Source organism: Nonomuraea deserti, assembly GCF_004348685.1.
GTDB classification, from domain to species: domain Bacteria; phylum Actinomycetota; class Actinomycetes; order Streptosporangiales; family Streptosporangiaceae; genus Nonomuraea; species Nonomuraea deserti.
Genome location: NZ_SMKO01000002.1, coordinates 79,623 through 104,109 on the forward strand (window position 1 = coordinate 79,623; position 24,487 = coordinate 104,109).

The 24,487-nt window shown below is 70.8% G+C and carries 26 protein-coding genes; 10 read left to right on the top strand and 16 right to left on the bottom strand.

The window, feature by feature from the left end:
- Positions 1 to 3: 3 nt before the first annotated feature.
- The 3 genes from E1292_RS01325 to E1292_RS01335 are packed head-to-tail and all read right to left on the bottom strand — an operon-like array spanning position 4 to position 3,576.
- Complete coding sequence (locus E1292_RS01325; protein ID WP_132591119.1) at positions 4 to 927, bottom strand: carbohydrate ABC transporter permease; 924 nt, start codon at positions 925 to 927, stop codon at positions 4 to 6.
- Positions 924 to 1,901: an ABC transporter permease gene (locus tag E1292_RS01330; protein ID WP_439331875.1), complete on the bottom strand. Its 978-nt coding sequence runs from the start codon at positions 1,899 to 1,901 to the stop codon at positions 924 to 926. Before E1292_RS01330 ends, E1292_RS01325 begins: the two co-directional genes overlap by 4 nt.
- A 34-nt stretch (positions 1,902 to 1,935) precedes the next feature.
- Positions 1,936 to 3,576 carry an extracellular solute-binding protein gene (locus E1292_RS01335; protein WP_132591123.1) on the bottom strand — a complete coding sequence of 547 codons (1,641 nt, stop codon included), beginning with the start codon at positions 3,574 to 3,576 and terminating at the stop codon, positions 1,936 to 1,938.
- Positions 3,577 to 3,805: 229 nt separating this feature from the next.
- On the opposite strand from E1292_RS01335, the gene E1292_RS01340 reads away from it, so the two are divergent.
- The 3 genes from E1292_RS01340 to E1292_RS01350 all read left to right on the top strand — a co-directional run bounded on the left by E1292_RS01340 (position 3,806) and on the right by E1292_RS01350 (position 8,885).
- Complete coding sequence (locus E1292_RS01340) at positions 3,806 to 5,017, top strand: ROK family transcriptional regulator (protein WP_132591125.1); 1,212 nt, start codon at positions 3,806 to 3,808, stop codon at positions 5,015 to 5,017.
- Positions 5,018 to 5,121: 104 nt separating this feature from the next.
- Positions 5,122 to 7,884 carry a glycoside hydrolase family 3 protein gene (locus tag E1292_RS01345; RefSeq protein WP_132591286.1) on the top strand — a complete coding sequence of 921 codons (2,763 nt, stop codon included), beginning with the start codon at positions 5,122 to 5,124 and terminating at the stop codon, positions 7,882 to 7,884.
- Positions 7,881 to 8,885 (top strand): LacI family DNA-binding transcriptional regulator, encoded by a 1,005-nt coding sequence (locus E1292_RS01350; RefSeq protein WP_132591127.1) that lies wholly within the window; start codon positions 7,881 to 7,883, stop codon positions 8,883 to 8,885. The genes E1292_RS01345 and E1292_RS01350 overlap by 4 nt, the downstream gene beginning before the upstream one ends.
- A 13-nt stretch (positions 8,886 to 8,898) precedes the next feature.
- Here E1292_RS01350 and E1292_RS01355 read toward each other — a convergent pair whose 3' ends face one another.
- Positions 8,899 to 9,474 (bottom strand): DUF6506 family protein, encoded by a 576-nt coding sequence (locus E1292_RS01355; RefSeq protein ID WP_132591129.1) that lies wholly within the window; start codon positions 9,472 to 9,474, stop codon positions 8,899 to 8,901.
- A 209-nt stretch (positions 9,475 to 9,683) separates the two neighbouring features.
- On the opposite strand from E1292_RS01355, the gene E1292_RS01360 reads away from it, so the two are divergent.
- The 5 genes from E1292_RS01360 to E1292_RS01380 all read left to right on the top strand — a co-directional run bounded on the left by E1292_RS01360 (position 9,684) and on the right by E1292_RS01380 (position 13,987).
- Positions 9,684 to 10,163, top strand: a complete 480-nt coding sequence (locus E1292_RS01360) for a GNAT family N-acetyltransferase (protein WP_220446599.1) — start codon at positions 9,684 to 9,686, stop codon at positions 10,161 to 10,163.
- Between the two features lie 90 nt (positions 10,164 to 10,253).
- Positions 10,254 to 10,847 carry an RNA polymerase sigma factor gene (locus tag E1292_RS01365; protein WP_132591131.1) on the top strand — a complete coding sequence of 198 codons (594 nt, stop codon included), beginning with the start codon at positions 10,254 to 10,256 and terminating at the stop codon, positions 10,845 to 10,847.
- Entirely contained in the window at positions 10,840 to 11,841 is a 1,002-nt protein-coding gene (locus E1292_RS01370) for a CU044_5270 family protein (RefSeq protein WP_132591133.1), read from the top strand. The genes E1292_RS01365 and E1292_RS01370 overlap by 8 nt, the downstream gene beginning before the upstream one ends.
- 54 nt (positions 11,842 to 11,895) lie before the next feature.
- Positions 11,896 to 12,801 (top strand): RNA polymerase sigma factor SigJ, encoded by a 906-nt coding sequence (gene sigJ / locus E1292_RS01375; RefSeq protein WP_165974313.1) that lies wholly within the window; start codon positions 11,896 to 11,898, stop codon positions 12,799 to 12,801.
- A 73-nt stretch (positions 12,802 to 12,874) separates the two neighbouring features.
- A complete protein-coding gene (locus tag E1292_RS01380) occupies positions 12,875 to 13,987 on the top strand; it encodes an NAD(P)/FAD-dependent oxidoreductase (protein ID WP_132591135.1) in 1,113 nt (370 codons plus the stop codon).
- Between the two features lie 57 nt (positions 13,988 to 14,044).
- On the opposite strand, the gene E1292_RS01385 is transcribed toward E1292_RS01380, so the two are convergent.
- The 10 genes from E1292_RS01385 to E1292_RS50770 form a co-directional block, all read right to left on the bottom strand.
- Positions 14,045 to 16,696: a cellulose binding domain-containing protein gene (locus tag E1292_RS01385; RefSeq protein ID WP_132591137.1), complete on the bottom strand. Its 2,652-nt coding sequence runs from the start codon at positions 16,694 to 16,696 to the stop codon at positions 14,045 to 14,047.
- Positions 16,697 to 16,982: 286 nt separating this feature from the next.
- Positions 16,983 to 17,309, bottom strand: a complete 327-nt coding sequence (locus tag E1292_RS01390; RefSeq protein WP_132591139.1) for a hypothetical protein — start codon at positions 17,307 to 17,309, stop codon at positions 16,983 to 16,985.
- Positions 17,310 to 17,385: 76 nt separating this feature from the next.
- Complete coding sequence (locus E1292_RS01395; RefSeq protein WP_132591141.1) at positions 17,386 to 17,727, bottom strand: hypothetical protein; 342 nt, start codon at positions 17,725 to 17,727, stop codon at positions 17,386 to 17,388.
- On the bottom strand, positions 17,724 to 18,095 hold the full coding sequence (locus tag E1292_RS52470; protein ID WP_220446600.1) for a GlsB/YeaQ/YmgE family stress response membrane protein: 372 nt from the start codon (positions 18,093 to 18,095) through the stop codon (positions 17,724 to 17,726). Before E1292_RS52470 ends, E1292_RS01395 begins: the two co-directional genes overlap by 4 nt.
- A gap of 54 nt (positions 18,096 to 18,149) precedes the next feature.
- A complete protein-coding gene (locus E1292_RS01405; RefSeq protein WP_132591143.1) occupies positions 18,150 to 19,121 on the bottom strand; it encodes a LysR family transcriptional regulator in 972 nt (323 codons plus the stop codon).
- A 136-nt stretch (positions 19,122 to 19,257) separates the two neighbouring features.
- Complete coding sequence (locus tag E1292_RS01410) at positions 19,258 to 20,259, bottom strand: acyl-CoA desaturase (protein ID WP_132591145.1); 1,002 nt, start codon at positions 20,257 to 20,259, stop codon at positions 19,258 to 19,260.
- A gap of 314 nt (positions 20,260 to 20,573) precedes the next feature.
- Positions 20,574 to 20,894 (bottom strand): hypothetical protein, encoded by a 321-nt coding sequence (locus tag E1292_RS01415; RefSeq protein ID WP_165974314.1) that lies wholly within the window; start codon positions 20,892 to 20,894, stop codon positions 20,574 to 20,576.
- 37 nt (positions 20,895 to 20,931) lie between these two features.
- Positions 20,932 to 21,177, bottom strand: coding sequence for a SpoIIE family protein phosphatase (locus tag E1292_RS55595; RefSeq protein ID WP_369334327.1), 246 nt, complete (start codon positions 21,175 to 21,177; stop codon positions 20,932 to 20,934).
- Entirely contained in the window at positions 21,105 to 21,359 is a 255-nt protein-coding gene (locus E1292_RS55600; RefSeq protein ID WP_369334328.1) for a SpoIIE family protein phosphatase, read from the bottom strand. Before E1292_RS55600 ends, E1292_RS55595 begins: the two co-directional genes overlap by 73 nt.
- 527 nt (positions 21,360 to 21,886) lie before the next feature.
- Positions 21,887 to 22,276: an STAS domain-containing protein gene (locus E1292_RS50770; protein ID WP_165974315.1), complete on the bottom strand. Its 390-nt coding sequence runs from the start codon at positions 22,274 to 22,276 to the stop codon at positions 21,887 to 21,889.
- Between the two features lie 279 nt (positions 22,277 to 22,555).
- Between E1292_RS50770 and E1292_RS01430 the strand changes: the two genes are divergently transcribed.
- Positions 22,556 to 22,867 (top strand): UBP-type zinc finger domain-containing protein, encoded by a 312-nt coding sequence (locus E1292_RS01430; RefSeq protein ID WP_132591151.1) that lies wholly within the window; start codon positions 22,556 to 22,558, stop codon positions 22,865 to 22,867.
- Between the two features lie 136 nt (positions 22,868 to 23,003).
- Here E1292_RS01430 and E1292_RS01435 read toward each other — a convergent pair whose 3' ends face one another.
- Positions 23,004 to 23,423, bottom strand: coding sequence for a VOC family protein (locus E1292_RS01435; protein WP_132591153.1), 420 nt, complete (start codon positions 23,421 to 23,423; stop codon positions 23,004 to 23,006).
- Positions 23,424 to 23,512: 89 nt separating this feature from the next.
- Here E1292_RS01435 and E1292_RS54750 point away from each other — a divergent pair, with 89 nt between their 5' ends.
- The gene (locus E1292_RS54750) at positions 23,513 to 23,908 is read left to right on the top strand and encodes a TetR family transcriptional regulator C-terminal domain-containing protein (protein ID WP_165974316.1); all 396 of its coding nucleotides are present in this window, start codon (positions 23,513 to 23,515) and stop codon (positions 23,906 to 23,908) included.
- Positions 23,909 to 23,938: 30 nt separating this feature from the next.
- Here E1292_RS54750 and E1292_RS01445 read toward each other — a convergent pair whose 3' ends face one another.
- The gene (locus tag E1292_RS01445) at positions 23,939 to 24,460 is read right to left on the bottom strand and encodes a DoxX family protein (RefSeq protein WP_132591157.1); all 522 of its coding nucleotides are present in this window, start codon (positions 24,458 to 24,460) and stop codon (positions 23,939 to 23,941) included.
- Positions 24,461 to 24,487: the final 27 nt, after the last annotated feature.

The window sequence follows — 24,487 nt, forward strand, 5'->3', positions numbered from 1 at the left end:
GGTTCAGCCCTTGATGGCCCCCACGATGACGCCCTTGGTGAAGTGGCGTTGCACCAGCGGGTAGATGATCAGGGCGGGCACCACGGCGATCACCACGATGGCCATCTTGATCGCCAGCGTCGGCGGGGCGTCTCCCGTCACCCCCGCCGTCGCGCTGGGCAGCGGGTTGGAGTCGACCACGTACTGCCGCAGGATGAGCGCGAGCGGCCACTTGCGGGTGTCGTCGATGTAGAGCATCGCGTTGAACCAGGCGTTCCAGTAGCCGACCGCGTAGAACATCGCGACGACCGCGGTGACCGCCCTGGACATGGGCAGGACGATCCGCCACAGGATGCGGAACTCGCCCGCCCCGTCGATGCGCGCGCTGTCGAGGATCTCGCCGGGGATGTTCATGAAGAACGAGCGGAGCACGACCACGTTGAACGCCGAGACGGCCGTCGGCAGGATCAGCGACCAGTAGCTGTCCTTCAGCCCGAGCCCGCTCACCATCAGGTAGACGGGGATGATGCCGGGGAAGAACACGAACATCAGCAGCACGCTGAACAGCAGCGGCCGGTGCAGGAACGACCCGGGCCGCGACAGCGAGTACGCCCCCAGCACGCTCACCCCGGTGCTGATCAGCGTGCCGGCGACGGTCACGCCGGTGCTGACGAGCACGGCCCTGCTGACCACGGTGTCGGAGAAGATCTGCCGGTACGCCTCGAACGTGATGCCGTCGGGCACCAGCACGAGCCCGCCCACCCGGTTGACGGTGGCCGACGAGCTGAGGCTGGTCAGCACGATCGTGTAGAGCGGGCCGAGCACGGCCACGACGATCAGGGTCACCAGCGTGCCCTTGCCGAGCTGGGCGGCCGGCGAGGGCCGCTCCTCCCAGGGGGCCAGCCTGGCGGGCCTGCCCGTGCGGCGTCTGGACGTCAGCACTGTCATGATCGTGAATACACCCCTCGCTCGCCGAGCGCGTGAGCCACCCGGTTGGCCGCCAGGATGAGCAGCAGGCCCACCAGGCCCTTGAACAGCCCGGCCGCGGCCCCGTATCCGAGGTCGCCGGTGCGCAGGCCCGACCAGTAGACGAACGTGTCGAACACTTCGGACGCCTCGCTGCCGACGGCGCTGCGCTGCAGCATGAACTGCTCGAACCCGACGTTGAGCGCGTCGCCCAGCCGCAGGATGAGCAGCAGCACGATGACCGGCCGCAGCCCTGGCAGGGTGATGTGCCACATGCGCCGCCACCGGCGGGCGCCGTCGACGGCGGCGGCCTCGTACAGGTTCGGGTCGATGGTGCTGAGCGCGGCCAGGAAGATGATCGCACCCCAGCCGGCGTCCTTCCAGATCGTCTGCGACGTGATGAGCAGGATGAACGTGTCGGAGTTGGTCATCCAGTCGACGGCCTCGCGCCCGTTGTCCCGCAGGATCTGCGCCAGCAGCCCGGCGCCGCCGAACATCTGCTGGAAGATGGCCACGACCAGCACCCAGGAGAAGAAGTACGGCATGTAGACCACGCCCTGCACGAACGCCCTCATCCGGGCCGAGACGATGCTGTTCAGCAGCAGCGCCAGCATGATCGGCACGGGGAAGTAGAAGACGAGCTGGAAGGCGGTGATCGACAGGGTGTTCAGCATCGCGCGCAGGAACTGCGGGTCCTGGAAGAGCAGCGCGAAGTTGGTGAAGCCGATGATCGGGCTGCCGGTGATGCCGCCGGTGTAGGGGTTGTAGTCCTGGAACGCGATGACGTTGCCGAGCGCGGGGATCCACCAGAAGGCCAGGACCACCAGCAGCATCGGCAGGTTCATCGCCAGCAGCGGCCAGTCCCTGCGCGCCTTGTCCCGCCAGGACAGCCGGTGCGGCGGTGCCGCGTGACCCGGTCGGCGGGCGCCGCGCCGGACGGGCCGCTTGGCCGTCATCGTCCCCATGGGAGGTCTTTCACGCCCATGGACGTCACAGCCTGCCGTTCTCGCGGGCGACCTTCATGTAGAACTCGCGCGCCTCGTTGCCACCCTGGTCCTGCCACTCCTTGACGATCTTGGGCCATTCGGAGAGCGGCCGCTTGCCGCGGAAGACCTCGTTCATCTTGTCCTCGGTGGGCGTCGCCAGGCCCGCCATCTTGGAGGGGGTCTCCACGCGGATCCCCACGAACGGGTCGTTGTCGAGGACCGCGGCGGCCTTCGTCTGCCAGTCGTGCTGGGCCTGGACCAGGCCGTCGTACTGGCTCATGGAGTTGGCCGGCGGGCGGCCCGACAGGAACATGTACGTGGGCGCGATCTCCTTGCGCCCGAGCGCGGTCTGCTTGACCTTGCCGTCCTCGACGTCGTAGTGCTTGCCCTCGACGCCGTTGTTGACCAGCTCGTACTCCTGCGTGCCGAAGGGCCCCGAGCACCAGTTGGCCAGCGCGAGCAGCTCGCGGGTGCGGGCCTCGCCGAGCCCCTTCTTGATGAAGCAGAACATGCCGGCCGGCTCGTTCCGCCACATGATCGTCTTGCCGCCGGGCTTGGCCGGGTAGGGGTCGACGGCCTGCATGTCGAACTTGGGGTTGTCGGGCAGGAACCGGCCCAGGGCCTCGTGCCAGGCTCCGGGGCCGTCGCGGTAGATGATCATCTGCCCGCTGCCGAAGATGCCTTTGTTGTCGGCGTCCTTGTTGGCGACGATGTCGGGGTGCACGTAGCCGGCCTCGAAGAGCTTGACCATGAACTCGACCGACGCGGCGAACTCGGCGGTCTCGTACTTGTACTCGAGCGTGCCGTCGCTCTTCTTGCGCCATTCGCGCGGCGCGCCGAAGGCCCGCTGCATCTCCTGCTCCATGCCGCCGCCGAACGCCCAGCGCTTCTTCTTGGCGTCGGTGATGGCCTTGCCGAGCGGGACCAGGTCGTCGCCGCTCCTGGGCTGCTCCAGGCCCAGTTCCTCCAGGATGTCCTGGCGCACGAAGGTGGCGAACGGGAACGGCTCGTTCTGCCAGGGGATGCCCTGGAGCACGCCGCCGAAGACGCCGTACTGCCAGGCCGCGGTGTCGTAGTTGGCCAGCAGCGGGAACTCCTTGGCCTTGTCGCCGGCCAGGTAGGGGGACAGGTCGGCGAAGAGCTTGTTGGCCGCCTCCGTGAACCGCGCGATCGTGATGATCTCCCAGCCCGGGATCTGCATCATCTCCGGCACGTCGCCGCTGGCCAGCAGGGTGCTGACCTTCTGCCCGTAGGTGTTGCCGTCGGAGATGTTGAAGCGGACGGTCCCGCCGAGGCGTTCGTTGACGGCGTCGTAGTAGGAGTTGTCGCCCAGGCCGGGCGGCACCGTGCCCCAGAGCGGCGTCATCGCGGTCACCTCTTTGCCGCTGGTCAGCGGCTTGGCGGTGACGGCCTGGACCATGGTGGCGGGGCGGGTCAGGAAGCCGGGCGCGACGAACTCGCTGCCGGGCAGGTCGGGCTTGAGCCCGGGGATCTCGAACGGGATGCGGGTCGGCACCAGGCTCTTGAGCTTGTCGGCCGCCACGGCGGTGCCCTTGGAGGTCGCTTTCTTCTCGGCGCAGCCCGCTACCAGAACACTCGCTCCGACCAGGCCGAGAAACCCGCGGCGCGTTGTGGTGGTTGGCATGGCTCGCTCCCTTCTCCGAGTGAGGGATGGGCCTCTTAATTAGTTGGTATTTCAGCCAAACAAATTAGTAGACTGTCAGCATAGGCCACAAGGATCGGGACGGTCACAGGTTGGTACTGATGGGAAACCTGCTACGCGGCGGCGCCTTTCGCGAGCAGGTTCCTCGTTAGGGAAGGGAGCCTGCGATGCGGCATGCTGGGGTCATCTCTTGGCGGGAACGGGGCTGATATTGATCACTTCTACGACCGGCCCTCAGCCGGCCGACTTCGCCGACGTGCGCGCCACCAACCTCGCGGTCGTGCTGCGCTTCGTACGCGAGCACGCGCCGTGCTCGCGGGCCGACATCGCGGCGTCCACCGGGCTGAACAAGGCGACGGTGTCGAGCCTGATCGCCGACCTCATCGACCGGCGGCTGGTGCGCGAGACGGGCCTCACGGAGAACCGGGTCGGCAGGCCGGCCACGATGCTCGTGCTCGACGGTTCCCCGTACGCGGCCATCGGGGTCGAGATCAACGTCGACCACGTGTCGGCCGTGGCCACCGGCCTGGCGGGCGAGCGGCTGCTGACGTGGCGGCGCGCGTTCTCCGGGGGTGACTCGGTCAACCAGGGCATCGCCAGCGTCGGGGCGATCATCAGGCGCGTGGTCAGCCGCATGGCCAAGGAGGAGCGCCAGGTGCTGGGCCTGGCCGTGGCCGTGCCGGGCCTGGTCGACGTGCAGGGCACCGCGCGCATCGCGCCCAACCTGGGCTGGCGTGACGCCGACATCGGCGGCGACCTGGCCAAGGCGCTGCGCGACCCCGGCTTCCCCATCCAGGTCGACAACGACGCCAACCTCGCCGCGCTGGCCGAGCAGCGCTTCGGCGCGCACGCCGGAGCCTCCGACCTGGTTTATCTCACCGGCGAGATCGGCGTGGGGGCGGGCATCATCCTCGACGGTCGGCTGCGCAGGGGGCGCCTCGGCTACAGCGGCGAGATCGGCCACGTGCAACTCGATCCCGACGGCCCCCCGTGCCACTGCGGGCGGCGCGGCTGCCTGGAGGTCATGGCGGGCGTCGGCGCCGTGCTGCGCAAGGACCTGTCTCCCGCCGAGGTGCAGATGGAGATCGAGGAGGCGGTGCGGCTCGCCCGCGCCGGCGACCCCGGCACCCTGGCCACGCTCGACGCGGTGGGCAGGAGCCTGGGAAGGGGCGTGTCCATCCTGGCCAACCTCCTCAACCCCGAGGTGGTGGTCCTGGGAGGCTACTACGTGCCGCTGGCGCCCTGGCTGCTGCCGGCGGTGCACGACGAGCTGAGCGACCGCGTCATCGCCGCCGAAGGCGGCGGGTGCCAGGTCGTGGCCTCGACGCTGGGTCACGACGCGGCGGCGCTCGGGGGTGCTGCGCGGGTGCTCGACTCCATCGATTCGGGAAGATTGCCGGGAGGATTGTCGCGAATCCCTTGACCTTGGTCACCGGGACGTGCACCCTTCAGTCAACCCACCGAAATGTCCGCGTAACTTCGCCAGGCCGGTCGTCGAAGCGCTTCGACACTCTCCGAGGGATGACCATGCAAGAACCCTTCCGCGACCCAGCGCTCCCGCTCCCCGCCCGGATCGACGACCTGATGCGCAGGCTCACCCTCGAGGAGAAGACGGGCCTGCTCCACCAGTACCAGGCCCCGGTCGAACGGCTGGGCGTCGGGGCGTTCCGCACCGGCACCGAGGCGCTGCACGGCCTGGCCTGGCTCGGCCCGGCCACCGTGTTCCCCCAGGCCGTCGGGCTCGCGTCGACCTGGGACCTCGACCTCGTCCGCAGGGTGGGCGAGGCGGTCGGCGACGAGGTGCTGGCCTTCCACCACAAGGATCCGGCGGGCGCGGGGCTCAACGTGTGGGCGCCCGTGGTCAACCCGCTGCGCGATCCCCGGTGGGGGCGGAACGAGGAGGGATATTCCGAGGACCCGTGGCTCACCGGCGTCACGGCCACGGCGTTCGCGCTCGGGCTACGTGGGAGCGCTCCCGAAACGCTGAAGACCGCGCCCACGCTCAAGCACTTCCTCGCCTACAACAACGAGACCGACCGTTGCACGACCTCCAGCAGCCTGCCGCCCCGGGTGCTGCGCGAATACGAGCTGCCCGCCTTCCGGCCCGCCATCGAGCAGGGCGCGGCGGTGGCCGTCATGCCGTCGTACAACCTGGTCAACGGGCGTCCCGCGCATCTCAGCCCGCTGATCGGGCAGGTGCTGCGGGCCTGGGCGCCCGGCGACCTGCTGGTGGTCAGCGACGCGTACGCGCCGGGCAACCTCACCGCGCTGCAGGGCTACCACGACACGCCGCCCGAGGCGTACGCGCACGCGGTCAAGGCCGGGATCGACAGCTTCACCCAGGACGACGACCGCGCGCAGGCCACACTCGGGCACCTGCGCGAGGCGCTGCGGCTCGGCCTGCTCGCGGAGGAGGACGTCGACGGCGCCGTACGGCACGCGTTGTCGATCCGGTTCCGGCTCGGCGAGTTCGACCCCGCGACGCCGTACGACGGCATCACCGACAACGTGGTCAACTGCCCCGGGCACCAGGCGCTGGCCAGGGAGGCGGCGCGGCGATCGTTCGTGCTGCTGCGGAACGACGGCCTGCTCCCGCTGGACGGGACCGGCACGGTCGCGGTGATCGGCCAGCTCGGCGACGCGCTCATGGAGGACTGGTACAGCGGCACCCTCCCCTACGCCGTCACCGCGCGCGCCGGGCTGGCCGAGCGCTGCCGGACGGTGTTCTGCGAGGCCGTGGACCGGGTGACGCTGACCGCCGAGGCCGGGCCCGTGGCCGCCGACCCCGCCGGCGGGCCGCTCAGCGTGGGTGGTCCGGAGGCGGGCCGGTTCGACCTGTTCGACTGGGGCGGCGGCGCCTACGCGCTGCGGGCCGTGGCGACCGGGCGGTTCGTGTCGGTGGACGGCCAGACGCTGGTCAACGACCAGCCGGGGCCGAACGGGTGGGAGGTGCGCCAGACGTTCCGCATGGAGGAGCGCCCGCGCGGCACCGTCGCCCTGCGCCACATCTCGACCGGCTGCTACGTCGGCGCGGGCGCCGACGGCGTGCTGCGCCTGGTCGACGACGCCGACCAGGCCGTCTGGCTGGCCATGGACGTCGTCAGGAGCGGCACGGAGGAGGCCGCGAGGCTCGCCGCCGGCGCGGACGTCGCCGTCGTCGTGGTCGGCGACCACCCCCTCGTCAACGGCAGGGAGACCGAGGACCGCATGACCCTGGCGCTCGCCCCCGCCCAGGACGCCGTGGTGCGGGCCGTGCGCGGGGCGAACCCCCGCACCGTCATGGTCATCACCAGCGGCTACCCGCTCACCTGGACCGACGGCGACGTGCCCGCCGTGGTGTGGTCGGCCCACGGCGGCCAGGAGTACGGCCACGCCCTGGCCGACGTGCTCTTCGGCGACGCCGACCCGGAGGGCCGCCTCACCCAGACGTGGTACCGCTCGGAGCAGGAGCTGCCCGACCTGCTCGACTACGACATCATCGCCTCCGACGCCACCTACCAGTATTTCCGCGGGGTGCCGCTCCATCCCTTCGGCCACGGCCTCAGCTACACCACGTTCGGCTACGCCGGGCTGCGCGCGCGCCTCGACGGCGACGTGCTGCGCGCCGAGGTGACGGTCACCAACACCGGCGCGCGGCCCGGCGTCGAGGTCGTGCAGTTCTACACCCACCAGCAGCGCTCCCGCGTCAAGCAGCCGCTGCGCCGCCTGCGCGGCTTCGAGAAGGTACGCCTGGCGCCCGGCGAGAGCCGTACGGTCAGCCTGGAGCTGCCCGTCTCCGAGCTGGCCTTCTGGGACGTGACCAGCGGCAGGTTCGTCGTGGAGCGCGCGCCCCACCGGCTCATGGTCGGCCGCAGCGCCACCGACCTGCGCCTGAGCGCCCCCTTCGAGGTCGAGGGCGAGACCATCCCGCCCCAGTCGGGGCTGCTGCGCGCGGCCTGCCACGACGAGTACGACGCGATCACGTTCGTGGACGAGACGAAGGAGGACGGCGACGCCGTGCGGTCCGACGCGGAGGGTGCCTGGATCCTCTTCCGGCAGGTCGACCTGACCGGCAGCGTGTCCTGCGTGGCGACGGCCGGCAGCGCGGAAGGCGGCATGATCACCATCCGCCGCGGCGACCCGCTCTACGGCCCTGCCCTGGCCACGCTTCCCGTGCCGCGGACCGGCCGCTACACCTACCACGCCGTCACGGCCTCCCTTGCGGACGCGGACGGTGTGCACGATCTTTATGTCGTGTTCGAGAACGACGGTGTGAGGCTGTCCCGGCTCGACTTCGGAGCCGGGGCTTGAGCGGGCGCGCGGTCACGATCTCCGAGGTCGCCAAGCACGCGGGCGTGGCCGTCAGCACGGTCTCCTACGTGCTCAGCGGCAAGCGGACGATCTCGGCCGACACCAGGCGGCGGGTGCTCGACAGCATCAACGCCCTCGGCTACCACCCGAACGCCGGCGCCCGCGCCCTGGCCAGCAGGCGCTCCAACGTGATCGCGCTGGTGCTGCCGCTGCGGGCCGGCATGCACGTGCCCGTCCTCATGCGCTTCGCCAGCGCGGTCGTCACCGCCGCCCGCCGCTTCGACCACGACGTGCTGCTGCTGACCGCCGACGAGGGCACCGCCGGCATCCGGCGGGTGGCGGCCAGCGCGCTGGTGGACGCGCTCGTCCTCATGGACGTCGAGCTGGACGACCGCCGGGTGCCGCTGCTGCGCGAGCTGGCCGAGCCGAGCGTGCTCATCGGATTCCCCGCCGAACCCGCCGGGCTGACCTGCGTGGACCTCGACTTCGCCGCGGCCGGCGCGCGCTGCGTCGAGCACCTGGCCGAGCGCGGCCACGACGAGATCGCCCTGCTGGGGGCGCCGTCCGTGGTCTACGAGCGCGGCACCGGTTTCGCCCGGCGCACCCGGGAGGGGTTCGTGGAGGCGGTGGACGCCCACGGCCTCAAGGGGGTGGCGCTGGCCTGCGAGGAGACGTTCGACGAGGTGTACGAGACCGTCCGCGACCTGCTCCTCGACCAGCCCGCCCTGTCGGGGCTGGTCGTGCACAACGAGGCCGCGGTCGGGCACGTGCTCGCGGCGCTGCGCCAGCTGGACCGGCGGGTGCCGCACGACGTGGCCGTGGTGGCGATCTGCCCCGACGACGTGGCCGAGCGTGCCAGCCCGCCGCTGACGTCGGTGCTGATCCCGGCGGAGGAGGTGGGCAGGGAGGCCGTCCGCCTGGTCATGGACAAGCTGGAGGGCCGCGCGGTGCCCGACTCCACCCTGCTCGCCCCGCAACTCGCCGTCCGCGCCAGCACCTGAGCCCGCGCCCTGTTCAGCGCCGGTGGGCGATGACGCCGACGGGGACTCCGGCGGTCTCCACGGCGCGGATCACCGGCTCGGCCGCGTCGGGCCCCGGCGTGCCGTAGAGCTCGATCAGCTGCAGGCCGGCCGCCATCTTCCCGGCGACCTCGGCGGCGGCCGCCGCGTCCGGCACTCCGACCAGGGTGGTGCTGCCGCCGCCGTCCTTGTCGAGCACGACCCGGTCGGCCGAGGGGTCCGCCCCTTCGTGCACGATGATGAACGCCTCGGACAACGCCTGCCCGGCCTCGAACCTGGCCTTGAAGGACGCCACGCCGGTCAGCGACTCGAACCCGTAATAGATCGCCCCCACCGGCACCCCGCCGCCGGAGGCTCTGACGGCCTCCGCGTGCCGGCGGGCGCCGAAGCCGCCGCAGAGCTCGACGTGGTCCACCCCCTCCGCCACCAGGCCGGTCACCAGCTCCGGCATCTGGGCGGGGTCCCCCACGGCGCGTACGCGGGTGCGTCCGCTCGCGTTCTGGATGACCAGCACGTCGGTCTCCGGGTCGGCGCCGGTCTCCTCGTAGATGATCACTTTGTCGTCGGACATGGCACTCCTCCTTCGCTCACGGTCCATCCTGCGACCTCGACCAAAGTTGAGGTCAACCCGGCGGGTAATCTGGTCCGCGAACGTTGCGCACCCGGATCGAGGGGGTTGATGAATATGGCCCGCCACGGCCTTCGTCAGCATGCCCTGACCGGGTCGCGCGAGCGTAGCGCCCGCGGCCCGGTCGTCCCACCGACGACCAGGAGTGTCGCGTGTCCTCCATCACCATCCTGACCACTGACCGGCTCGTGCTGCGCCCATGGGCCACCGGCGAGATCGCCGCCGTCCTCGGCGGCGATCGGCTGGAGCACTGGGCGGACGACTTCCCCGCCGAGGGCGACCAAGTGATCGCCGGCATCCTCGCCGCACAATTCGAACTGCTCGGCGACCACGGCCATCGCGTGATCGTCGAACGCGAGGGCGGCCGGGTGGTCGGCTCCATCGGCCTGTTCTGGCCGCCCGCCGAAGGCGCCGTCGAGATCGGGTACGGCGTCGTGCCCTCCCGGCGTGGCCGCGGTTACGCGTCCGAGGCCACCCGCGCCCTCGTCGCGCACGCCCTGACCGCGCCGGAGGTGCACGCCGTGACCGCCACCGCCGACCTGTCCAATTCCGCCTCCGTCCGCGTGCTGGAGAAGGCGGGGCTGCGGCGCTGGAGCGCCGACGCCGGGACCGTGCGCTACCGCACCGCCTGACGACCGGCCTGTCAGCCGGCCCGAGAACTCCGAACTCCGCTCCGGGTGAAGGAGAGTGACAACACCGACGGAACGGAGTTCGAGCCCTTGATGCCGGACATACAGGCCGACGACGCGGAGGTGATCGAACGCGCCCGGAGCGATCCGGGCGCGTTCTCCACGCTGTTCGACCGGCACGCCGCCGCCCTGCACCGGTACGTGGCACGCCGCCTGGGCGACTCCTTGGCCGACGACGTCGTGGCCGAGACGTTCCTGACCGCATTCCGGCGGCTCGGACGTTACGACACCGCCCACCGCGACGCCCGCCCGTGGTTGTACGGCATCGCCGCCAACCTCATCGGCAAGCACCGGCGCACAGAGGTCAGGGCGTACCTCGCGCTGGCCAGGACCGGCGTGGACGAGGTGGCCGAAAGCTACGCCGACCGGGTGGAGGCCCGCGTGTCGGCGGGCGCGGCACACCGCGACCTGGCCAACGCACTGGCCACGCTGTCTCCGCAGGATCGCGAGGTGCTGCTGATGATCGCCTGGGCCGACCTGAGCTACGAGGAGGTCGCGCGGGCGCTGGGCATCCCCGTCGGCACGGTGCGCTCCCGCCTGCACAGAGCCAGGAGGAAGACCCGTGCGGCGCTGGGCGGCGTCGACCCTTCGGCCGTCGACGAGAAGGAGGAGACCGGTCGTGGATGACCTGAAGCTGGTGCGCACGTTGCGCTCGGACCCTCCCGAGCCGGACGCCGACCGCCTGCGGAGCCTGCGCGAACGTTCCCTGCCGACCGGCACGGGCCGGGCGAAGGCGCGTCGCCGGCCCGGCCTGCGGCGGAGGTTCTGGCTGGTGCCGTCGGTCCTGGCCGCCGCGGCGGCCGCCGCCGCCGTGGTCGTGGCCGTGAACGCCGCCCATGATCCACCCGCGGGCCGGCCGGCCATCGGCGTGGAAACCGTGCGGGCCGAGACCGTGCTGGCGCGGGCGGCCCAGGTGGCCGAGCGCCGCGAGCCGGACGGAGCGCCACGCCCCGACCAGTGGCTCTACCGGAAGGTCGCCGTCAGGCAGCCCAGCGAATCCGCGAACGAGATCCAGGAGTACTGGACCCGCTACGACGGCACGCGGCAGGCCTCCCGCCTGGGCGAGTTCCCGATGCGCGTGCGCACGATCGAACCCGAGCCGGACGACGACGACCTGGGGCCCAAGGCCTACGCGGCCAAGTTCGCGGAGCTGCCGACCGACCCGGACGAGCTGCTGGACCACGTCAGGGGAGACCGGCACTGGATCGACAAGCCCAAGGAGGACCCCGGCGGCGGGGAGCACCCCGACGCGCGGGCGTACCGCGTGTTGTCGGTCTACCTGTCGCAGGAGGTCGCCATGCCGCCCGGCCTGGAGGCGGCGATCTTCCGGGCGCTGGCGAAGATCCCCGGGATCCGGGTGGACGAGGGCGTGCGTGACGCGGCGGGCCGGGCGGGCATCGGCATCGCGTACGAGCCCGGCGACCGGCATGACGAGCAGGGCCGGCTCGTCGAACGGTCGTACATCGTGCTCGACCCCACGACCTTCCACTACCTCGGCCACCGCACCGACCACCTGCGGGACGTGATGATCAACGGCGAGGTCGCCTTCCCCGAGGGCAGCTTCTACGCCACCGCCGAGCTCGCGGCAGGGGTCGTCGACCGGCACGGGCAGGTGCCGTAGACCGCGGCTCGCCCGCGTGGGACGGCGACCGGGTGACGTCCTAGCATCGGAGGAGTGGAGGTTCCCGGCGCGGAAGAGCGGCCCCCGGCGCCCGTGGCCGTGTTCGAGGAGCAGCGGCCGCGGCTGTTCGCGCTGGCCTACCGCCTGCTCGGCTCCGCCGCCGAGGCCGAGGACATGGTGCAGGAGGCGTACGTACGCTGGAGCCAGGCCGGGCCGGTCGAGGTGCCCGCGGCCTGGCTGACCAGGGTGGTCACCAACCTGTGCCTCAGCCAGCTCACCTCCGCGCGGCGGCAGCGGGAGAGCTACGTGGGGCCCTGGCTGCCCGAGCCGGTGCTGACCGGCGACGGCGCGCTCGGCCCTCTGGAGACCGTCGAGCAGCGCGAGTCGGTGTCCCTGGGCGTGCTCATCCTGCTGGAGCGGCTGACGCCGGTGGAGCGGGCGGTGTTCGTGCTGAGGGAGGCGTTCGGGCACGGCCACGCGGAGGTCGCGGGCATTCTCGGCATCACCGAGGCGCACTCCCGCCAGCTGCACCGCCGGGCCAGGGCGCACGTCGGCGAGCCGCGCAAACGGTTCGAGAGCGATCGCGAGCACCATCGCAGGATCGTGCGGGGGTTCCTGCGGGCGACGCTCGGCGGCGACGTGGCCGCGCTGGAGCGGCTGCTCGCCGACGACGTGGTGGCCTGGGCTGACGGCGGCGGCACCGCGACCGCCGCCCGCCGCCCGGTGTACGGGCGGGCGAGGGTGCTGCGTTACCTGAGCGGGCTCACCAACCGGCCGGAGGCGGCCGGGATCGCATGGGACATCGTGGAGGTCAACGGCGAGCCCGCCGTGGTCGTGCACGACCCCGGCGGCGGCCTGCTCGCGGTCTTCGCCGTGGAGATCGCGGACGGGCGGGTGGCCGCGGTCAGGACCATCGTGAGCCCGGCCAAGCTCGCCTTCGCCGCCACGCAGCTCATGTGAGCACCGTCACAGGCCTGGTGTGTCACGAACGGCCGGGCTCGCCGGTTCAAGTGGGGACTCGATCGGAGGATCCATGACGGACCACATCGTGGTGCTGGGAGCCGGATACGCCGGGCTGGGGGCGGCCAAACGCGCCGCCCGCCGGCTGCGCTCGACGGGCGCGCGGGTGACGCTGGTCAACGCGGCCGACCGGTTCGTCGAGCGGGTGCGGCTGCACCAGCTCGCGGCCGGGCAGCGGCTGCCCGGCCTGCCGCTGGCCGGCCTGCTCGGCGGCACCGGCGTCGAACTGGTGGTGGCCGAGGTGACGGGCCTCGACCTTCAGGAGCGGACGGTCCAGCTGGACGGGCCGCCGTACACGCTGAGCTACGACGTGCTGGTCTACGCTCTCGGCAGCGCCGCCGACCGGGACACCGTGCCGGGGGTGCGCGAGCACGCGTGCCCGATCGCGACGGAGGGCGACGCCGTACGGCTGCGGGCGCGGCTGGCCGAGCCGGGACCGGTGACCGTGGTGGGCGGCGGGCTCACCGGGATCGAGGCGGCGGCCGAACTCGCCGAGACGCGCCAGGGGCTGCGGGTCGAGCTGGTCTGCGCCGGCCCCGTCGGCCCCGGCCTGTCCGTACGGGGCCACCGCCACGTCCACCGGGCCCTCGGCCGCCTGGGCGTCGTGGTACGCGAGCACGCACCCGTCGCCAAGGTCGGCCCCGACGGCGTCCTGCTGGAGACCGGCGACGAGGTTCCCGCGCGGACGGTGGTGTGGGCGGCCGGGTTCCGCGTCTCCCCGCTGGCCGCAGCGTCGGGGCTGCGCACCGACGAGGAGGGCCGCATGGTCGTCGACCGGTCGCTGCGCTCGGTGTCGCACCCTGAGGTGTTCGGCATCGGCGACGCGGCGGCGCCCCGCACGCCCGGCGGGCGGTCGCGGATGTCCTGCCAGACCGGGCTGCCCATGGGCCTGTACGCGGGCGACGCCGTGGCCGACCTGGTGACCGGGCGGGAGCCCCGGCGGGCCAGGTTCCGCTACGTCTGGCAGAACGTCAGCCTGGGCCGCCGCGACGGCCTCACCCAGTTCACGCGCGCCGACGACAGCCCGCTGGACGTCGTGCTCACCGGCCGTGCCTCGGCCGCCTTCAAGGAGACCATCACGCGCGGCACCGTCTGGGCCATGCGCCATCCCGGGCCCTGGCTCTGACGGCCCGGACGACCGGCGGGGCGCCCGCCCTCCGGCGGGGAGCGGGCGCCCCGCGGGTCACGCCGGGGTGCACGTGAGGGTGGCGGGTGCGGCGGGGGCGCCGCTCGCGTTGAAGCCGAACGACGCCGTCCCGCTGGGTGCCAGGTTGCCGTTGTAGCCGGCGTCCACGACGCTCACCTCGGCGCCCGTCTGGGTCTGTGCGCCGTTCCAGAGCTGGGTGATCCGCTGGTCGCCCGGCCACGTCCAGCCGACCTTCCAGCCGTTGATCGCGGACGTGCCGGTGTTCTTGACCGTCACCTCCGCCTGGAAGCCGCCCGGCCACTGGTTGCCGGGTGCGTACGTGGCGGTGCAGCCCGTACCGCTGGTGGGGGTCACGGTGGGTGTGACCGTCGGCGTGACGGTCGGGGTGACGGTCGGCGTGACGGTGACGGGCGGGCCCGTGCGGTCGCCGTAGATGATGCCGCGGCCGTTGGTGCCGAGGTAGACGCGTCCGTGGACGCGCGGGTCGCCGGTGAGGGCCTCGCCCATGTTGCCCCACTGGTGCTCGTCGTCGTTGATCCTGAGCCAGCTCGCCCCGGCGTCGTCCGAGCGGTACAGGCCGGTGACGCCGTCGATGGCGGCCACGGCGAAGACCGCCATGTACGTCCCGCCGGGCGCGGCCTTGCCGAAGCCGACGTTCACCGACCTGGTGATGCCGGGCACCTTGGAGAAGGACGCCCCGCCGTCCGTGGAGTGCCACAGGCCGCCGTCGCCGGCCAGCCACAGGTCGCCCTCGCGGCCGGGCACCGCCTTGAACTTGCCGCCGGCCGGCAGGCCGGTCGCGGCGGTGGCGGCGAACGTGGCGCCGCCGTCGGTGCTGCGGTAGAGGCGGCCGCCGCTCAGGCCGTAGAACGTCATCGGGTCGACCCGGTCGGACTCGACGACCGCGTCCGTGGGCAGGCCGGCGGCGGGCTGCCAGGAGTTGCCGTAGCCGGCCGAGTAGACCGGCGCCACGCCCTTGGGCGCCCAGACGAAGCGGGAGCCGTCGGCCGCAGCCGCGACCGTGCCGCCCTCGTTGACGCCGCCCGGCTCGGTGCCCTGGAACCAGTTGGCGCCGCCGTCCGTGGAGAAGGCCACGTGGCTGTCGTTCGGCCGGTCGGCGTCGGTGAAGTTGCCGGCCCGGACCATGACCGACGGGTTCCGCTCGGCGTAGTCGAGGCTGGTGGTCGAGGTGAACGCCGGCGAGGTGAACATCATCGGCGGCACGGCGTCGAGGTCGGCGTGGCGGAAGCCGGCGATGTCGCCCAGGCCGCTGACCAGGGGCGCGCCGCTCGGCGGGCTGATCAGGTCGAGGACGGCCGTCTCCTCCAGGCCCCTGGCCATGGGCTCGATCGTGAACTGCCCGCCCGCGTCCCAGCGGGTGAGGTTCTCGGTGCCGTAGACGGTGGCGCCGGTGCCGTACATCATCCGGTCGGAGTCGAACGGGTCGATCTCCAGCGACTCGGTCATCCAGCCGAGCTTCGGCGCGGTCTCGGGGGGCTGCGGGTTACCGCCGAACGTCAGCCACGGGTTCTCCGAGATGTCCATCGTGTAGCGGAAGGTGCGGTTCGGGTACGACGACCAGTCCCACACGCGGGTCCAGGTGGCGCCGGAGTCCGTGGACCGGAAGAAGATCACGTCCGGCCACCAGGAGATCTGGGTGGCCACCATGATGGTGGACGGGTTCTGCCGGTCGATGGTGAGACCGCTGTAGCCGAAGTAGTCGTCATCGCTGGAGGACGGGATGGGACTGATCCGGGTCCAGGCGCCCGTCTCGGTGGCGTAACGCCACACGTCGCCCTTGGCCCCGTCGTACGGCCCGCCGGTGTCGCTCGTGGCGATGTACAGGTAGCCGTTCTCCGTGTCGAGCACGCCCTTGTGCGGCAGGTAGCCGGTGGGCTGGCCGGCGACGCGCTGCCAGGTGGCGCCCGCGTCCGTGGTGCGGTAGACGCTGTTGTCCTTGTCGGCGACGCCCACGTAGATGGTCCTGGTGGGGGTGCCCTCGGCGGACGAGCGCGGGTCGTAGGTCACCCAGAGCACGCCGGGCTGGTGGCTGAGGTAGCCGTTGGGGTCGCTCGGATCCTGGGCGTAGTTGCCGGGGTTGGGGAAGCTCGCCACCTCCGACCAGGTCGCGCCGTGGTCGGTGCTGCGCCACAGCCCGTTGCCGTTGGGGGCGCCGAAGTAGAGCACGCTGTTGTCGTTCGGGTCGACGGACAGCGCCTCGCCCATGCCGCGGCCTGGCATGTTGCCGCCGAGCTTGAACGGCAGCTCCGTGACCTGCCAGTTGTCGCCCTTGTCGGCCGAGCGCAGGATGGCGCCGTTGCCGGGGTCCCAGTCGTTGGTGTACATGCCGACGGCGGCGTACACGCGGTCGGTGTCGACGGGGTCGGTGGCGAGGCTGATCACGCCGTTGTAGCCCCACTCGTCCCAGCCCACCCAGTCGAGCAAGGGGGTCCACGACCTGGTGGACTGGTTCCAGCGGTAGGCTCCGCCGATGTCGGTGCGGGCGTAGATGAGGTTCCGCTCCGCCGGGTTGAAGATGATGCCGGGGACGAAGCCGCCGCCGTCGATCCTGACGTTCTTGTACGCGTACGGATCCGAGGCGACGGCCGACACCGGTGACATCCGCACGACCGCCGCCGCGAGCAGGAGGACGGCGGTCGCGAGCATGACGAACAGTCTTCTTCGCATGCGCGGCTCTTCCTTTCCAGGCACGCCAGCAGGCGCCCCGAGGGCTTCAGATGACCCGCCATGCACGAGCAGAGTGCAGGACCCTGACCGTCGCCGCGCCTTCGCGCATGAGCTCACCAGAAGGCTCACACACGCCCGCGCCGATGGTCAATAGTTTGGACAGACAACGAATTAAAGGGCATCAGGACCCGGCATGTCGGGCGAAATCGGTGCCGTTATCTGATGCGGTGATAATCAGGTCGACGCTTCCTTGTTTCCGTTCTCGGTCCGGAAGAGCATCCTGGGATCAGGCCGCGTTGCGGCCGTAAACGCCGGCCGAGGGCCGCCGAAAGGGAAACACTGTGAGCCTGACCGGGAAGATCAAGTCCAAGACGCGGGCGATCCAAGGCTGGATCATGCTCAACTTCGGCCGCGCCACCGGAAACCAGCACCTGGCGTCGAAAGGCGCGGCAACCAGACCTGAAAAAACTCTGAGGCGGCGCAGCAGGCAGATCAAGGACATGTTCAGGCGCTGACCGCCGACCCCGTCAACGACATCGACGGAGAACGACAAGTATGCCGGCCCGACGGGGCCGGCATACTTGTGCGCTTCAGCAAAGAGCTGGAACGTCACGCTCAGCGCGCAAATCGTTCGGACCGACGCCGGGGCCGTCGCGCACACACGCGACAGCCCGGTCGTGCGGTGGTGATCAGGGCCTGCGGTTGCCGGAGGGCTCGTGGGCGCGGCGGCGCCTGGCATCGCGGCCGGACGGAGCAGCCGGGTTGAGCGGCGGCCGGTCGTCGATGGCGTCCTGGCGGCTGCGGGCGGTGGACTGGCTCCAGCGTGACCTGACGTGAAGCAGGGGCAGCATCAGCCCGAGGGCACCGCCGAACATCAGGATGACGCCGGCGACGCGCAGGTGGATTCCGCCTATCGACCCGCCGGTAAGGGCGAAGGTGAGAATGGCGCCGAAGCCAATGACCGCGATGGCTCCGGCGATGGCCAACCAGCGGCCGGGGCGCGAGCTTTTGAGGGCGCTGGACGCTTTCATCGACGGCCGGCCCGCAGGTCCGAGGGTTGATCGGGGATGCGGTTGTAGACGAGCAGCAGGACTGCCGCGCCGATGACGGCGCACAGCCAGGTGGCCGGGTCGAAGAGGCCTTGGACGGCGGCGACGTGCGACGGGCCCAGCGGTCTGGCCAACGCCCCGGCGACCAGTTCAAGGATGATCCAAGCGATGGTGCCCATGGCCGCGCTCCTCTGGCGGTGCATCGATGTCTGCACATGATCGGTCTTTCCGGACCGGTCGAAGCAGCGGCCGGCGGCCGCATGATCATCGGTGCCGGTGGTCGAACTCGTTCCCCTCCAGTCGACACCCACGCGAGCCGCGCCGAAACAGGCGATCCGGAAAGGATCCATCTCCAGAACCGATCACCAGGCTTTCGTGGTGCGCAGCGGCCTGTTCCCCGCGCCTCAGACAGCCTCATCCTTGTGGCCGGTGGCACTCGGAGCGCCTTCGCCGGGCGTTGATCCGGTGGCCGGGGCGACGGGTTCCAGCCAATCGAGCCGCTCGGCCAGCCTCCGTGCGCTGTTGATGACGGTGGCTATGTGGGGAGAGGGGTTGGCGTCGTGCCAGAGCAGCGACCAGGGGTATTGCGTGGCAGGTTCGGTCAGAGGCCGCCAGGTGGTGCCCGGCCGGTTGGAGGTGCGGAAGGAGGAGGGGACGCAGTACACGCAGCGGTGCTGGAGTACGAGGTCGGCGGCTGCGCGGCTGCTCTGCACGGTGCCCTCGTAGATGGTGGGCGCGAATCCGGACTCGCGGCACAGCGTGATGACGAACTGGTTGAGCTCCGGTGACTGCGCTTCTTCGCCGAGTAGCAGGACTTCGTCGGCGAGAGCGGCGACGGGTACGTCGTCGAGGTCGGCGAAGCGGTGGTCGTCGTGCACCAGCACGCCGAGCGGATCGAGTCTGATGAGCTTGGAGGTCACCTCGGCCGGGGGCCGGGCAGCAGATCCGATGGCGATGTCCAGGCGGCCGTCGGCCAGTTGCCGGTACTGCTCGGGGGTGCCCGCTTCTACCTGATGGATGGTGATATCGGGGTCGTTGCTTTGTAGTTCACGAAGGATCTGCGGCATGGTGTCGTAGCCGGCGTCGATGATGCCGACCCGCAGCGTCGGCGCTGAGGCGACGGCATTGCGCGCGGCCTGCCCGGCCCGGCCCACGTGGTCGAGAATCTGCCGCGCCTCGATGAGGAAGGCCGCGCCCGCCGGGGTCAGATCGACGTGATGGGTGGTGCGGTCCAGCAGGCGTACGCCGACCTCGCGCTCCAGCCGCTGGATCTGCTGGCTCAGCGCGGACTGCACGATGTGCTCGCGGGCGGCCGCCCGGCCGAAGTGCAACTCCTCGGCCAGCGTCACGAAATAGCGCAGCTGGCGTAACTCCATGCCCACCACCCCTTCCTGCCTGGGCGGCGCCGAAACGGGCCGTCTCCCCAATCTAAGTGCTTCATGGAGTGTGGCGACTCCGGCGGAGACACTGGTGAGCAGCCATGCCCGGTGACGAAACAGAAAGGGGCGTCGATCAGTCTCCGGCCGGAGCGCGGGCGTGTGGTGGCGCGCCGGCGCGGCGGCGTTCGATGCGCTCGTGATCGGGCCAGTGCACGTTGCTCGCCCAGCCGAGCCGCTCGAAAAGGCCGATCACCGCGGCGGACGGATCGATCTGGCCGCGATCGAGACCGTGGCGCGCGCAGCTCGGCTCGCTGTGGTGACCGTTGTGCCAGCTCTCACCGAAGGACAGCAGGGCCAGCGGCCACAGGTTCGTCGAGCGGTCGTGGCGTCGGGTCCTGAACGGCCTGCTGCCGAGCACATGGCACAGGGAGTTGACGCTCCAGGTGACGTGCTGCAGCAGCGCGACGCGGAGCAGCCCGGCCCACAGGAAAGCGGTCAAGCCGCCATACAGGGTGCCGGTGATCGCCCACCCGGCCAGGAACGGCAGCGCCAGCGACAGCGCGCACAGCACGGGGAAGGCGCGAGCCACCCGCGTCATGGCCGCGTCGGCCAGCAAATCGGGAGCGTAACGCACTGCTGGGGTCGGATCGTCGGCGAACAGCCAGCCCAGATGGGCGTGGGCAAGCCCCCGAAGCTGCCCACGCAGGCCCGTGCCGTACCGATAGGGAGAGTGCGGGTCACCAGGCCGGTCGGTGAACGCGTGATGGCGGCGATGCACCGCCACCCAATCGATCACGTTCCCCTGGAAGCCCATCGACCCGGCGACCGCCAGCGCCACGCGCAGCCACGGCCGCGCGGTGAAAGCGGCATGGGTGAGCAGTCGATGGAAGCCGACCGTCACCCCCAGCCCGGTCACGACGTAGAAGCCCGCCGCCAGCAGCAGATCGGTGAGCGCGACTCCCTGCCCCCACGCCAGGAAGATCGCGACGCCGAGCGCGACGAACGGCAGCACGACGATCGCCGCCGTCAGCCCCACCTGGGCCCGGCCGGCCGGAACATGCTCAGCGGCCCCGGGGAAGGGCGATGCGCCGTCGTAGTCTTGACGGCGTTCCGCCGCCTGCTCGGAAATGGACATGAAGCCTCTCTCATTCTCGCTTCATACGGTCTGGCCGAGAGCCAGGCATTGACCTGCTGGAGGCTGCCGAAGCTCCGGAATGTTGAGCCTCGTGCCCGCACCGAGGAAGCACCCGGTCACCACCAGTCAAGGTGATGGGCCGGCCAGCGGAAACACGCAATCCCAGCTAGCCTCATCACCTACGGCGATAGCGAGCCTGCCGGCACTGCTCCGGATTCCCGGCCAAACCGATGAGGCCAGCGTCCGCGACGTACGCTGGCCGACCCCGGCGCGCCTGGCCGCACGACGCCGCGGCCCCTCCCCATGACCGCTGATCAGTCGTTGGGCGTGGGCCGCACAATCGTCACCGGGTCCTGTCGGGCGAGGGCCTGCTCTGCTTCGGCGCTGAGCAAGCGGGCAGCGGCGGCCACCTCGGTGAGCTGGTCGGGTGTCATCGTGCCCAGACAGGCGGCGAGCCGCTGCCGGTCGCCTCCGCAGGCCAGGCCCGCCACACGCTGAAGAGCGAGCGTGCGCGAGGCGGTGTCGATCGCCGTCAAGACGTCGGCCAGCGCCTGATCCACGGAGGTCGAGCGTTCAACGTCGTTCACCTTGCCGTCCTCGATCTCGGAGTGCTGCCCGGGGCCCATCGTGCCCATGCTGGACCGTGCGCCGGTTGCCCGCAACGCCTCACGGTCAGAAGTCGAGCTCGGCGAGGTGGTCGGCACTCCCGCCGCGCCATTCGACCAGGAAGAGGCTCGCGTCATCACTTGTCGTCCCCCTCCTCTGGCGCATCAGTGTGTGAGACAGGCTCCGTACGATCTGCTGCACGGTTCTGGTCATGGGCCCGACGTGCTCGATGGAGCTGATCAGACGTTCTTCGCCGAACTGCTCGCCGCCGGTCTCGTGCTCTTCGACGAGACCATCGGTATAGAACAGCACCCGATCGTGACGTACAAGCCGGCGTGTGTTGATCCGCGGGGCGGCGCCGCCGAAGCCGACAGGTAGGGTGCCCGCGCCCCCTCCAGCACCTCGACGACCTGGTTGCCGCGGATCAGCAACGGCGCCGGGTGGCCCGCGTTGACCCATTCCAAGAAACCCGACCTCACGTCCAGATGGGCCATCTGTGCCGTGACGAACTGGTCGGGGCCGAACTGTTGAGGGCGTAGTCCAAGCTGTCCCCGGCGACGTCATAGGCGGGCTCCATGACTCCGGCAACCGCGACCTGCGGGATGGCCATGGACAACGGGGGCAACAGCGACCACTGAATCTCCGCGGACACGCTCATCGGCTCGCGACGCCGCGCCAGGAACATGCGGATGCCGTCGGCTACCGGATGCTCCACTCGCCTCGCTGACGAAGGCCTCCCCTGCCCGTGACCCGTCAATGGGCAGGGGATCGCCGCCCATGAGCCCTCTCCCCGGCAGCGGCACCGACATTGCCCCAGCAGCCGCTCGCCGAAGCCTTCCGGCCGGTCCACCACAACCTTGCGGCTCCCCGGCTCGCGTCTCGTCATGACTGATTCAGTTCCCCCGTACTAGGTTTCCTCTCTGCCGGTATCCGGCCTTGGCCCAACACCGGCGTCCTTTGTGTGGTGACCCAGGACCACCGTGGCGGCGGCAGGGATGAGTGGCTCCGATCGGGGGCGGCATCACGCCCCGGTATCCCCGGGGGAGTCACGAGTGAGCGGGTCAGGCGCCTGCAGGTGGAGACCGGGCGTCTGGTCCCAGCCGGTGAGCTCGAGCAGGCGTCGCACCTGTGAGGGCACCGACCTCAACGTCAGAACATGATCACCGTCGCCATCGTGCAGTTCGGCGGCAGCGCGGACCAGAGCGCGCAGGCAACCGACGTCAATGAACGCCAGGCCACTCAGATCGACGCAGAATCCTGTGCCACCGCTCGCCATCGAGGCCAACGCCCGCCCCAATGCGGGCATGGTGGCGCGGTCAAGCTCGCCCTCGATCCGCAGGCCCGCACGGTCGGTAAGCGGGGTGATGCGCAGGAGCCGGTCGGCGGCAACGGCCGGGGCGACCGCGATCACGAGTCTTTGATCACTGCGTCGATGGTGAGTGCGGAAGCGCTGGCGGTGTGCGCGGTTTTCATGCCGGGCTCCTACGGGAGTACGGGAAAGGAGAGGGCCGGTGGCGCGAGTCGGGGTGCGCCCATAACAAGCCCATCCCGCCGTCCGGGTCATCGCGGCGATCGCGGTTGGTGATCGGGCTTGCTGCGATTGCCCGTTTCCGCAGGACAGGCCGAGCGGGTCTACTGATGGGGATCGGCCGGCACACCTTGTGCCGGCTACCGCCTGAGGAGGGTCGCCATGACCCTGAATATCGATGGTACGGAAGTTGGTGCGCGCGGCTGCCTGAACGGTCAGGCGCCGCGATGCAAGCATGTTGATATATCTCCGGCACCCGAACAGGCATTACCCCAGTGCGGAGCATGCCTGATTCTCGGCCTGGCCTGGACCCGCCTGCTGGTGTGCCTGACGTGCGGCTGGGTGGCCTGTTGTGACGATTCGCCGGGCACCCACGCCCGCGAGCATTACCGGGAAACCGACCATCCGGTGGTCACGTCGCTGGATGCGGAGACGACCTGGCGCTGGTGTTACGTACACGAACGAACCGTGTGAGCCGCATCCTGCCGACCCCGGCGTTGTGGGGTTGATCCGGGAGCCAGCGTGAGCCGGCCGGCAGGTCGTAAGGACGGCCAGAGGCTCAGTATCGGTTTGGGGGTGCTGGATGCCCACTCAGGCCCGGACCTGGCGCTCACCCGGCTGAGTCCTGGACGCCCGTAACGGCGCCGGATTCGTCGGTCACGTACATCCCCTTCGACAGATCGATCAGGACCAGGTCGTTGCCGAACGGGTCGGCCACGACCGCCAGACGACCGACGGGAACGTCGGCCGGCTCGGCGACCATGCGGCCGCCGGCCTCGACCACCTGGGCGGCGGCGTCGTCCACCGAGGTGACCAGCCAGGTCGGCACCAGGCCGAGCCGGGTCGTCAGCACGATTTCGGTGTCGGTGTCGGGCAGTCCGAGGCCCGCCTGCCCCAGTTCGTCGTTGCGCCACAGAAGCTCGTGGCCGAGACGGTCCCGGTAGAAATCGAGACCGCTGTCGAGGTCCGGGACCGGGACCATGACCGCGTCGACCTTCCGGATGGCGGGCGACGCCCGGTGGGGCACCATGTCCCGAAGCTATCCGGTCATGGGCGATCAGGAGAGCAGCACCAGCAGCTCACGAGAGGATGAAAGGCTCAAGGATGTTACGGGTCGCGATGGGCCTCCCGCTGAGTCCAGGCGAAAACGGGAGAGCCAAGCGGCTCACCAGCCCACAGGCGCGGAGCCGAGGACGAAAGTTCCGGGCTCACGGGAGAACGCCTCGTAATCGGCGCGAAAAGCGGCAGCATCACCCGCCTCGATCAGGGCGGCCTGGTAGGGATCGGCAGGCAAACGCCTCTTGCCACGGCCTGCCGCTCCCCGATCGCGTAGGACAGGAGTTCGCCGACACCGGGCTGGAAGGTCAGGCCACGCGCCTCCACATGCTCGTGGACGGCCTGACATTCCAGACAGCGGTCTTCTCACACCACTTCACGCCCGAAGCCATGCGTCGGATCGTGCACGACGAACTGTGCCTCATTGAGGCGCAGTTCAAGTCGATGCGGCCCGGCTGACAGCGCGCCCGGATCCCGCCGCTCCCCTGCTCACCTGCCGTACGCCGGCCGCCCGCGACGGCCGAGCGACCGGAGGATCGACCGCGGAGCCGGCGGGCGGCCCGCGGCCCAGAGCGCGATCCCGATGTAGAGCACCTGCTCCGGGACCCGCTGCCACAGCGGCGAGGCCTCCCCGCCGGCGAACGGCACGTCGGCCACGGCCGCGTAGACGTTGGCCGGCAGCATGGCCAGGAAGAGCAGCGCCAGGCAGATCCCTGCGGCCTTGCGGGTGCGGGCGAGCACGAGCCCGGTGGCCCCGGCCAGCTCCAGCACGCCGGTCAGGTAGACCATCAGCGCGGGGAACGGCACGAACGGCGGCATCATGGCCAGCAAGTCGGCGTGGTTCGGCATGACGGTCACCCCGGCCGGCACGAAATGCGCGCCGGCGGTCATGACCAGCATGACGGCCAGGCCGTGGGCCGCGCTGACCCGCCACGTGGCGAACCGCCGCACCCCCAGCGCTCCCAGCAGCCGGAACACCGACGTGGCGACCAGCAACACGATCACAGTCATACGCACCCTCCTTTGGATAGCACTACT

Coding starts and splice junctions, on each gene's coding strand:
- E1292_RS01365 (WP_132591131.1), top strand. CDS start 10,254: ATGCCGGACATACAGGCCGACGACGCGGAGGTGATCGAACGCGCCCGG.
- E1292_RS54750 (WP_165974316.1), top strand. CDS start 23,513: ATGGGCCTCCCGCTGAGTCCAGGCGAAAACGGGAGAGCCAAGCGGCTC.
- E1292_RS01415 (WP_165974314.1), bottom strand. CDS start 20,894: ATGGGCACGATGGGCCCCGGGCAGCACTCCGAGATCGAGGACGGCAAG.
- E1292_RS01395 (WP_132591141.1), bottom strand. CDS start 17,727: ATGAAAGCGTCCAGCGCCCTCAAAAGCTCGCGCCCCGGCCGCTGGTTG.
- E1292_RS01385 (WP_132591137.1), bottom strand. CDS start 16,696: ATGCGAAGAAGACTGTTCGTCATGCTCGCGACCGCCGTCCTCCTGCTC.
- E1292_RS01325 (WP_132591119.1), bottom strand. CDS start 927: ATGACAGTGCTGACGTCCAGACGCCGCACGGGCAGGCCCGCCAGGCTG.
- E1292_RS01345 (WP_132591286.1), top strand. CDS start 5,122: ATGCAAGAACCCTTCCGCGACCCAGCGCTCCCGCTCCCCGCCCGGATC.
- E1292_RS01410 (WP_132591145.1), bottom strand. CDS start 20,259: ATGTCCATTTCCGAGCAGGCGGCGGAACGCCGTCAAGACTACGACGGC.
- E1292_RS01380 (WP_132591135.1), top strand. CDS start 12,875: ATGACGGACCACATCGTGGTGCTGGGAGCCGGATACGCCGGGCTGGGG.
- E1292_RS52470 (WP_220446600.1), bottom strand. CDS start 18,095: ATGGATCCTTTCCGGATCGCCTGTTTCGGCGCGGCTCGCGTGGGTGTC.
- E1292_RS01405 (WP_132591143.1), bottom strand. CDS start 19,121: ATGGAGTTACGCCAGCTGCGCTATTTCGTGACGCTGGCCGAGGAGTTG.
- E1292_RS55600 (WP_369334328.1), bottom strand. CDS start 21,359: ATGGCCCATCTGGACGTGAGGTCGGGTTTCTTGGAATGGGTCAACGCG.
- E1292_RS01335 (WP_132591123.1), bottom strand. CDS start 3,576: ATGCCAACCACCACAACGCGCCGCGGGTTTCTCGGCCTGGTCGGAGCG.
- E1292_RS01355 (WP_132591129.1), bottom strand. CDS start 9,474: ATGTCCGACGACAAAGTGATCATCTACGAGGAGACCGGCGCCGACCCG.
- E1292_RS01435 (WP_132591153.1), bottom strand. CDS start 23,423: ATGGTGCCCCACCGGGCGTCGCCCGCCATCCGGAAGGTCGACGCGGTC.
- E1292_RS01445 (WP_132591157.1), bottom strand. CDS start 24,460: ATGACTGTGATCGTGTTGCTGGTCGCCACGTCGGTGTTCCGGCTGCTG.
- E1292_RS01330 (WP_439331875.1), bottom strand. CDS start 1,901: ATGACGGCCAAGCGGCCCGTCCGGCGCGGCGCCCGCCGACCGGGTCAC.
- E1292_RS01430 (WP_132591151.1), top strand. CDS start 22,556: ATGACCCTGAATATCGATGGTACGGAAGTTGGTGCGCGCGGCTGCCTG.